The sequence below is a fragment of the uncultured Bacteroides sp. genome, assembly GCF_902472605.1.
Taxonomy (GTDB): domain Bacteria; phylum Bacteroidota; class Bacteroidia; order Bacteroidales; family Bacteroidaceae; genus Phocaeicola.
In genome coordinates, this window is the sequence record NZ_CABROP010000009.1 from 77741 (window position 1) to 88522 (window position 10782).

Annotated in this window: 7 protein-coding genes; all 7 read left to right on the forward strand. The window is 37.2% G+C overall.

The features are described 5' to 3' along the window. Positions 1–37 precede the first annotated feature (37 nt). The 7 genes from RDP42_RS03625 (at position 38) to RDP42_RS03655 (ending at position 10618) form a co-directional block, all read left to right on the forward strand. Complete coding sequence (locus RDP42_RS03625) at positions 38–595, forward strand: sugar O-acetyltransferase (RefSeq protein ID WP_308762570.1); 558 nt, start codon at positions 38–40, stop codon at positions 593–595. A 278-nt stretch (positions 596–873) separates the two neighbouring features. Continuing rightward, positions 874–1548 (forward strand): hypothetical protein, encoded by a 675-nt coding sequence (locus tag RDP42_RS03630; RefSeq protein WP_308762571.1) that lies wholly within the window; start codon positions 874–876, stop codon positions 1546–1548. 12 nt (positions 1549–1560) lie between these two features. Then, positions 1561–2151: an RNA polymerase sigma-70 factor gene (locus tag RDP42_RS03635; protein WP_308762572.1), complete on the forward strand. Its 591-nt coding sequence runs from the start codon at positions 1561–1563 to the stop codon at positions 2149–2151. A gap of 65 nt (positions 2152–2216) precedes the next feature. Continuing rightward, complete coding sequence (locus tag RDP42_RS03640; protein ID WP_308762573.1) at positions 2217–3227, forward strand: FecR domain-containing protein; 1011 nt, start codon at positions 2217–2219, stop codon at positions 3225–3227. Positions 3228–3455: 228 nt separating this feature from the next. Continuing rightward, entirely contained in the window at positions 3456–6629 is a 3174-nt protein-coding gene (locus RDP42_RS03645) for a SusC/RagA family TonB-linked outer membrane protein (RefSeq protein ID WP_308762574.1), read from the forward strand. A gap of 4 nt (positions 6630–6633) precedes the next feature. Next, complete coding sequence (locus RDP42_RS03650; RefSeq protein WP_308762575.1) at positions 6634–8256, forward strand: RagB/SusD family nutrient uptake outer membrane protein; 1623 nt, start codon at positions 6634–6636, stop codon at positions 8254–8256. Between the two features lies 1 nt (position 8257). Then, complete coding sequence (locus RDP42_RS03655) at positions 8258–10618, forward strand: TIM-barrel domain-containing protein (RefSeq protein ID WP_308762576.1); 2361 nt, start codon at positions 8258–8260, stop codon at positions 10616–10618. Positions 10619–10782: the final 164 nt, after the last annotated feature.

Consider the following 10782-nt stretch of genomic DNA (forward strand, 5'->3'; position numbering starts at 1 on the left):
TACCTTTGAATATGGTAATTTTATAAACTGAAATCCTATGAAAACAGAATACGAAAAAATGCGCAGTCAGGAACTCTATTATTTTTCCGACCCTGAAATACACGCCAGCTTGATACATGCCAAGAAAGTCTGTGCCCGGTTGCAGACGATGACCATTTACGACGACGATTACCGCGAGGTGATGGAAGACTTGATTCCCGATTTTCCGAAGACCACTACCATTTGTCCCCCGTTCCATTGTGACCATGGAAATGGCATTATCTTGGGTGAGAATGTGTTCATGAACTACGACTGCATCATGCTCGACGGAGCTTATATCCGTATCGGGAAGAATACGCTGATAGGTCCTCATTGCCAGTTTTACACGCCTCAGCATCCTATGGACTATGTGGAACGCCGTGAGGAGAAGGAAACTTCCTATCCCATTACGGTGGGCGAGGACTGTTGGTTGGGAGGCAATGTGGTGGTCTGTCCGGGAGTAACCATCGGCAACCGCTGTATCATTGCGGCAGGTAGTGTAGTGACTCGTGATATTCCCGATGATTCTCTTGCAGCAGGTGTGCCGGCAGTGGTGAAAAGAAGTCTGAAGAAATAATTTGCTTTCTACGGTGTATAAATCAAAAACGCCTTGAAGCATACTCTTTTTTGTCCTGATAAATTCTCTGTTTCACAGTGTGGGATTTGTATTTCACACTGTGAAATATATATCCCACACTGTGGTTTTTGTATCCCACACTGTGGGACAGAGAAAATGCAAGTAGTGAGAGGCTTTTTTCATCAAGGTGTTTCTCTTTTTGAGGGAGAGAATTTAGTGCTTTTTAGGATAAGGTTAAGTGAAAAAACTTAACTTTGCGCGAAACAAACCTTTAGACTATGAATGCAAGACTCTTCTTGATGGTGGGCTGTGTGGCTGGAATGTGTGCTGCCTGTACCCATAAAGGGACTGGATTTCAGTCAGGTAATCAGACTGTTGTACATACGCTTATCTTGGAGGCAGACAGTTTGATGCGGAGTGATTCTTTGTTCTGGAATGTGCCGGTCGACAGAGCACATCCGCGGGTCTGTATTCATGATTCATTGATTCGGGAAAAATTGGACAGCGCCATTTCGTTGTGTCCCAATAAGCAGACTTACCTTTTGAAATATACTTATTTGCTCCGCAGCTGGCGTCTGCGGGAAGTGTTGGCGTTGCTTCGCGAGATGGATACTTGCATGCGTGATTCCATGTCACCCGAATTGTGGAATATGAAAGCGATGCTGGAGGACTATCAGGGAGATTCGGTGGTAGCAAGGAAGGATTTTGTACGGGCGGATTCAGCCTATGGAGTCAAAGTACAGGAAGTGGCACAAGATTCTCTGATGTACGGGTTTGTTCGTCTGGAGAAGGCTTTTAACCTTGCATTGATGAAAAACGATTTCCGTCCGTTACGAGAAGAAATTGCGTTTTATGAACGGGTACATGGCTCGGTCATCAGCGGAGTGGAGCAGTGGAAGAATCTGACAGATAAAGGCGAATATTATCGGCAGGTGTTTGGTCAGCCGGAATAAGCAGGATAAGCAATGGAACTTACGGAACGGATTATCATAGAGCAACTGAAACGGGGAAATGAGGAAGCTTACAAGCATCTCTATCGTCATCATTATGCATTGTTGTGTCATGTGGCCCGTGAGTATGTGGGCGATGATTTTCTGGCTGAGACCTTGGTGGGCGATGTCATTTTTCATTTGTGGGAAGTGCGTGCGGAACTCGATATTCAGGTTTCGCTACGGAGTTATCTGGTGCGTGCCGTACGGAATCACTGCATGGATTATCTGGGCTCCAAGAAAGAACGGATAGAAGTGGCTTTTTCCACCATGCCGGAAGAAGGAGAGACACGTTATTTTCAGTCTGATGATTATCCGTTGGGGAGCCTGCTGGAGCATGAGCTGGAGGAGAAAATTTATCAGGCCATCCATCATTTACCGGAGGTCTGCCGGAAAGTTTTCGTGAAAAGTCGTTTCGAGGGGAAAAAATACGAAGAGATTGCCACGGAACTGAATATCTCTGTCAATACGGTGAAGTACCACATAAAGAGTGCGTTGGCCTCGCTGCATGCCGAACTGGGGAAATACCTGCTGGCTCTTCTGCTGTTTTTTTTCACCTTCAAATAAAAAAATAATATTTTTCGCCTACCCATGTAAGCGGAATTTTCGTCTCACTTATAGAAACCCTGAAAATGGAAGAAAGGAATTCACATATCGACGAACTGATTGCGGCGTTTCTGAGCAGAGGATTGGACAAGGAAGCGCGTGAGGAACTGGAGGCATGGATCTCTGCGTCCGAAGACAACCGCCGTTATTTCATGCAGCAGCAGGAAATTTGGTTTTCTGCTGTGCAGGAAGAAGAACGCACGCATTACGATGCCGACCGGGCTTTCGAGGTTTTCCGTCAACGGGTGGCAGAACATCGGACCCCGAAACGGCCGAAAAGGGTTATCGGATGGAAGTCTGTGTTCAAATATGCGGCGGCCGTACTGGTGGTAGGGCTTGTTTCTTTCTTCTCTTATCAGAAGGGTGAAAGTAACTTGAAAGAGGCCTTGACTCAGGTAGAGGTGGAAGCTCCTTTGGGAGCACAGACCCGTCTTCGTTTGCCCGATGGTACGCTGGTGGTGCTGAATGCCGGTTCCCGTCTGGTCTATCCGCAGGATTTCGGAGTGGACAATCGGGAAGTGGAACTGAGTGGAGAAGGCTATTTTGAGGTAGCCCGCAACGAAAAGCTTCCTTTTCATGTGCAAACGCCTTCCTTGTCGGTCCGAGTACTGGGTACCAAGTTTAATTTTCGGGACTATCCGAATGATGAGGAGGCTGTGGTTTCCTTGCTGGAGGGTAAGGTAGCCTTGGATAACCGTTTGCATGCAGAAGCAGAGATGATTTTGCTCCCGGATGAACAGGTGACACTAGATAAGGCGGAAGGGCATATGAGGAAGAAATCTACAAAGGTGAAGAATAGCTTGGAATGGACTTCCGGCAGATTGTTCTTTGATGAGATGCCTTTGCCCGAAGTGGCTAAGATTCTGGAACGTAGTTATGGTGTGCATATCACCTTTGCCACGGATTCATTGCGTGATTTCCGTTTCTACGGGAGCTTTAGCCGTAGTGAGCAAGGCATAAAGGATATCTTGCAAGCACTTGTAAAGACAGGAAAGGTACGCTATACACAGACAAACAAGGAAATAACCTTATATTAACCGAATGTGAAACACACTAAAACCTTAAACCAATGGAAAAGTATATTTAATTATTTTCAAGGGAAGATACTAATAATAGCCGGAAGAAAGGCGTTCCTCCGGCTGAACCTTAGTTCTTTCTAACTTGCTAGTTATAAGAGTATTTCTAAGGGATGCGACAAAAGTAGTAAAACATTCCTTGTAAAACATCTTTTATCAAGAGTTTTTTAATCTTAAAATCTTAAGTTTATGAATTACAGGAAAAAAGCCATGTTAATGGCCGGGGCTTTGCTATGCCTTAATTTGAGCATTTATTCGCAAAGTATATCATTGAAAATGAACAATGTATCGGTAAAAAAGGCGATGACGGAATTGCAGACCAAGAGTGGATATTCGTTTGTGTATATTGCCGGTGATGTGGATACAAACCGTACAGTTTCGGTCAATGCGAATGAATTGAAGGATGCGGTCGCTCAGATTCTGAAAGGACAAAATGTGTCGTATGAAATTCAAGGGAAAAATATTGTGATAAAAAAAATCAGTCAAACACAAACTGTTGTTGAAAGAAAGAAAAAGATCTCAGGCTATGTAAGAGATATTCATGGTGAACCAATTATTGGGGCTACAGTACTTGAGGAAGGAACAAATAACGGTACGATTACAGATTTTGATGGTAATTATACATTGGAAATATCGGAGAATGGAGTATTGTCCATTAGTTATATTGGTTATAAAACAGAGACTTATCCTGTTGCTCAGATAAAACAACCTCAATTGACAGTTACCTTGCAAGAGGATACGGAAGTAATGGATGAAGTAGTGGTTGTGGGGTATGGAACACAAAGAAAAGGCGATGTGACAAGTGCTATTTCTGGTGTAAAATCTGATAATTTTGTCCAAGGTGTTGCTACTGATGCAGGTCGACTTATTCAGGGTAAGGTTGCTGGTTTAACAATAACAACGCCTTCTGGTGACCCAACAGAAAAAAGTCAAATAATGTTAAGGGGTATAACTACTTTAATGAGTAGTACAGAGCCTTTAGTTTTAATAGATGGGGTTCCTGGAGATTTAAATACTGTGGCGCCAGAAGATATTGAATCAATAGATGTGCTAAAGGATGGTTCTGCGGCAGCTATTTATGGATCTCGTGGTTCAAATGGGGTAATTATTATTAGTACGAAGAATGTAAGAGGGGAGATGCCTCCTAGTATAGAATATAGTGGGTATGTTAGTACTTCAACGATATATAAAAAACCTGATTTTCTGACAGCAGAGGAAACTCGTCAGTTGATTACAGCTGGAGAAACGAGTTTGGTTGATTATGGATATGAAACAGATTGGTTAAAAGAAATTACTCGTACTCCTATTTCTCATGTGCATAATATTTCTTTAAAAGGAGGAACGAAAAATACAAATTATATATTTTCTGCTAATTATCGTTCGTTACAGGGAGTAATAAAGAAATCAGATAGAACGGGTTTAACAATACGTGGTGATGTTACTCATCGTATGTTTAATAATCATTTAGTAATAACTGCAGGGTTCCTAAATAGTAGCATAGAAGAAGCTAATTTAGATCATTATATTTATCGCCAAGCTGTAATTCGTAATCCTACAGATTGTATATATGATGAAAATGGAAATTATGTTGAAAGACCGTTGTTTGATTATTTTAATCCTGTTGGTTTATTGAATGAGTATGATATGATGAATGAAACTCGAAATATGAGATGGCATTCTACGATAAATTTAACTCCTATTGAAAATTGGAATATAAAACTGCTTTTGTCTTCAGAAAAAACAAATAATAATTATGGCTATTCTACTACATTTAAACATTATGAAACAACAGAAAATGGGAAGAATGCAACAGCAGAACGTTCTGGGTGGTCTGAAAAGACAGATTACTTGGAGTTGACAACGGATTATAGGTTCAATTTAGGAGAACATGCATTTACGGTGTTAGCTGGATATAATTACGAAAAAGGTGGTTATGATAATATGAGAATGTATAATTTTGATTTTCCTTCTGATTTATATTCATATAATAATATGGCTCAAGGAAATGCTTTGTTAGATGGACTTGCGGAAATGGAGTCGTCAAAAACGGAATATACACGTGCCGCTTTTTTAGCTCGTTTAACCTATAATTTTGCGGATAAATATTTATTAATGGCTAGTATTCGTCAGGAGGGATCATCGAAGTTTGGTGCTAACCATAAGTGGGGAACTTTCCCTGCAGCTTCTATTGGATGGAGAATCAATAAAGAAAAATTTTTATCAAACGTTAAGTTTATTGATGATTTAAAATTTCGAGCAGGTATTGGGGTTACAGGAACCGAACCTACAGATTCTTATATGTCATTGGTTAAGATGAATTATAATGGTTATATATTTAGCAATGGAGAGTGGATAAAACAGATTATGCCTTCCAGTAACTCTAATCCTGACTTGAGATGGGAAAAGAAGATAGAATATAATGTAGGTTTAGACTATTCTTTTTTAGGAGGAAGAATTAATGGAGCTTTAGATTATTATATTCGTCGAACGAAGGATATGCTTTGGAATTATTCGGTTCCTGTTCCTCCATATTTATATGGAACAATGGTTGCTAATGTTGGTGAAATGGAGAATAAGGGTTTTGAGTTTTTATTGAATTTTGTACCATTTAGGACAAAGAATTTTGAGTGGAGTTCTTCTATAACATTCTCAATTAATAAAAATAAATTGTTATCATTAAGTAATGATAAGTTTCAGACAAATACATATTTTGATGAAGGTTCTACAGGAACTCCCTTGCAACAGACTACTCATCGTATAGATGTGGGAAAACCTATTGGCAATTTTTATGGCTATAAATCGGTGGATATTACTGATGATGGAATATGGATTTTGGAAAACTCAAAGGGAGAGCGTGTCCCTTTTGAGGAAAGAACGGCAGATGATAGAACTTATTTGGGCAATGGCCTTCCCAAATGGTATGCTAGTTGGAATAATACATTTAAATATAAACAGTTTGATTTGAATATTACGATGCGAGGGGCTTTTGGTTTTCAGATTTTGAACATGCAACGTATGTATTATGAAAATAATACGATTACTTATAATCGTCTTCATTCAGCGTTCGATAAAGTTTATGGAAAGGCTGTGTTACGAGCTGAACATGAGTATGTGAGTTATTATATTGAAGATGGTGATTATTGGAAGATTGATAATGTAACTTTAGGATATACTGTTCCTTTAAATAATAATTTCATTAAGCAAGCTCGTCTTTGGGCTTCAACTTCTAATCTGTTAACAATTACAGGGTATAAAGGTTTAGATCCTGAGGTTAGTACGGCTGGACTTTCTCCTGGAATAGATGATAGGGATAAATATCCAACAACGAGAACATTCACATTTGGTATTAATTTAACTTTCTGATATTATGAAAAAAGAATTGGTAAATATATTTATATTTTCTTTATTTATGTTGGGTGGATTAAACTCCTGTACAAATCTAGATGAACATATATATTCTGAGATTATTGCAGATGATTTGAAACCTACAGAAGAAAATGTTATTTCTGTTGTTGCTCCAGCTTATACAACAATGAGAGATGTATTATTTGGGTGGACTGGCTTTTTTGATGTACAAGAAGAGAGTTCAGATGAAATAGTAACTCCAGGTCGACCAGGAGGATGGGTGGATGGAGGAATTTATAAAACTATGCATTGTCATACGTGGACCTCATTACAATCTCATTTGAGTGGGGTTTGGCAGAATATTTATTCTGGTGTGAATTATTGTAATCGTTATATATATCAGTTGGAATCTGGAGAGCTGCAAGTTAATGAAGATTTGAAAGTTAGTTTAGTCGCTGAATTGCGTGCAATGAGATGTTTGTATTACTATTTACTTCTAGACAACTTTCGAAATGTTGCTTTTATTGATAAGTTTGATGTGCCAGATGGTTATTTACCTGAACAAATTACTGCAAATAAATTGTATGAATGGATTGAGTCAGAGTTAATAGCCGTGATTCCTCAATTGTCAGAGGTTGTCGATGAAAGTACTTATGGAAGAATGACAAAGTGGGCTGCTACTTTTTTGTTAGCACGATTGTATTTAAATTCTGAAGTTTATATAGGAGAAAAACGTTATAATGAATGTGCTCAGCTGTGTACGGATATTATAGAATCAAACAAATATCAATTAGCAGAAAATTTTAAAGATAATTTTGTCACAGAAAATCAGAATTGTCCAGAGATTATTTTTGCTGTTACATTTGATGAATTGTTAGGTGGTAATTTTCATTATCATATGAAAACTTTACATAATGAGAATCAGAAGACTTATAATATGATAGTACAACCATGGGGGGGATCCTGCGCTATTCCTCAGTTTATCGATACGTATGATAGTGATGATGGTCGTCTAAAGGATACTTGGATAATGGGGCAGCAGTATGATTATAAGGGTAATATCCTTTATTGTTCCGTGGAAGCAAGTCGTAAAGATGATCCATTGATATTTACGAATACGGCAACCAATATAGACCTTTGTAAAGAAGATGAAGGGTATCGCTTAGGTAAATTTGAAATCAAAATGGGAGCATTAGGATCATTAAGTAATGACTTCCCTTTTTTCCGATATGCTGATGTTTATTTGATGAAAGCAGAGTGTTTATTACGTATGGGACAGACTGGGGCTGGTAGTTTGGTAACAGAAGTGAGAAAACGAAATTTTAAGACAAATCCTGATAAAGCAATTGTTACTGATGAGGATTTAAAAAAAGGTAGTTGCTATCGATATGGAGAATTTCATGATGGAAGTTTTGTTGTAGAACAAGGAGGGGATGATATTTTGTTTGGACGTCTTTTAGATGAATATGGATGGGAGTTTGCTGGCGAGGCTCATCGTAGAATGGATTTGATTCGTTTTGGCGTTTTTACAACGAAAAAGTGGTTTTGTAAAACAAATATAAATGATATGAAGCGAATATATTTTCCTATTTATGAAACTGTATTAAATGATAATCCAAAATTGAAACAAAATGAAGGTTATTAATATGAGAAGAATTATTATATATATTTTATTTTGTATTTATTGTGTTGGAGTAAATGCACAAAAACTGCAAAAAACGGATTCTGGTATTATTGCAGAAACATGTGGTATGGTTATAGAAATCGATTTCTATACTCCATCGATTGTTAGGGTTATGAAATATCCTGTTCGGACCATACCTAAGAAAGAAAGTTTGGTTGTAATTAAAGAAAAAGAGAAAATAAGTTGGCAGTTAGATAGTTTGTCTGAAAATGAATTATTTTTAATAAGTAATGAAGTTAAAGTTGGGTATAATAGATTGACGGGCAAAGTTTCTTTTTTTTCTATTAATGATTTATCCTTATTGAATGAAAAAGATTATGGAACTCAATTTACAAAACGACATGATGGTAAGGAATGTGCTTATGAAGTAAGACAAGCTTTTATGCTTGAACCTAATGAAGCTATTTATGGTTTAGGGCAACATCAAAAGGGCTTGATGAATCAACGTAATCAGAAGTTATATTTACGTCAGCAAAATACTGAAATTTGTATTCCTTTTTTCCAGTCGATAAAGGGATATGGAGTATATTGGGATAACTATTCACCTACGACTTTTATTGATAATCCTCAAGAATTATCTTTTAATTCAGAAGTCGGAGCTTGTTCTGATTATTATTTTATGTATGGTCAAAATATGGATGGAGTAGTTAAAGATGTTCGTATTTTAACAGGAAGAGCACCAATGTTTCCTCTTTGGACTATGGGGTTTTGGCAGTGTCGTGAGCGTTATAAGAGTCAAGATGAGTTATTAGATGTAGTTTATAATTATCGTCGCTTAAGGATTCCTTTTGATGGAATTGTTCAAGATTGGCAATATTGGGGAGATAATGATAATTGGAATTCAATGCGTTTTGATAATCCTAGATTCCCAAATCCTAAAAAAATGATAGACGAGGTACATCGTAATAATGCTCATATTATGATTTCAGTATGGCCCTCATTTGGCGTTAATACACCGATATATAAAGAATTAGAATCAAGAGGAATGCTGTATGATATTGTCACGTGGCCTATGGAAAATGTAAAGCCTTATGATGCGTTTAATCCAGAGGCGAGAAATATTTATTGGAAGTATCTAAAATATTTACAAGAATTAGGTATTGATGCTTTTTGGACAGATGCAACGGAACCTGATCATTTTGATATTAAAGAAAGTGATTTTGATTTACAGACATATCTGGGGTCATTTAGAAAGGTTAGGAATGCATATTCATTACAAACAAATGGTGGAATCTATGAACATTATCGTAAGATTAATCCAAACAAACGTTTGTTTTTACTGACTCGTTCTTCATTTTTAGGACAACAGCGTTATGCTGCTGCTTCATGGAGTGGAGATGTGGATGCTTCTTGGGAGAACTTTAAGAAGCAGATTCCTGCTGGATTGAATTTCTCACTTTGTGGAATTCCTTATTGGAATACAGATATTGGAGGATTTAGTCCTTGGCAGTATCCAAATGGTTTAAAAGATCCTGCTTATCATGAATTGCATGTACGATGGTTTCAATTTGGGACCTTTTCTGGAATTATGCGATCTCATAATACAATATTTCCAGTAGAATTATATCAGTTTGGTAAGAAAGGTGATTGGGTTTATGATGTACAAGAGAAATTCATAAACTTGAGATATCGGTTATTGCCTTATATTTATAGTATGATGTGGAATGTCACTAGTGCAGGGGGAAGTTTTATGCGTGCATTACCGATGGATTTTCCTGATGATGTAAATGTGTATAATTTGGGAACTGAGTTTTTATTTGGAAAATCAATATTAGTTTCTCCTGTAACAGACTCTCTTTATACAAAAAGAACGGCTAATGGTACGATAGTTTCTATGGATGCAGTAAAATCTGTACCGGTTTATTTACCGATGGGTGAAAAATGGTATAACTTTTGGACAAATGAATCATTTGATGGAGGAAAAATTATTAATTGTAAGGCTCCAATAGATATTATACCTTTATATATTAAATCGGGTAGTATTTTGCCTATGGGGCCTTTTGTTCAATATGCTTCAGAAAAGAAATGGGATGAACTTGAAATAAGAATATATCCAGGTAAAGATGGTAGTTTCATATTATATGAAGATGAATTTGATAATTATAATTATGAAGAAGGTTCCTTTTCAACTATTAAATTTTCTTGGAATGATAAAGAACATACTTTGATTATTGATAATCGTAGTGGAGATTATAAAGGGATGTTGAAAAAAAGGAAATTTAAAATTGCGATTATTTCTTCTGAGAATGCGTGTGGTATAAATGATGCTAAGGAATATAAATCTGTTAATTATGTTGGAAAGCGTATTGTTGTTAAGCTTTAAATGTATGTTACGCTTGTAAGTTTTTTGTTATAAAAGTTTTGCGAATATGCTCCTTGCTATAGTTATTGTTAGTAATCGACTTTAGTAGTAAGCATTCGTTAAACTACAAGTATTGAACTTTATATACAACAATAGCGACTGTCACTATAAACCTAATAGTTGCA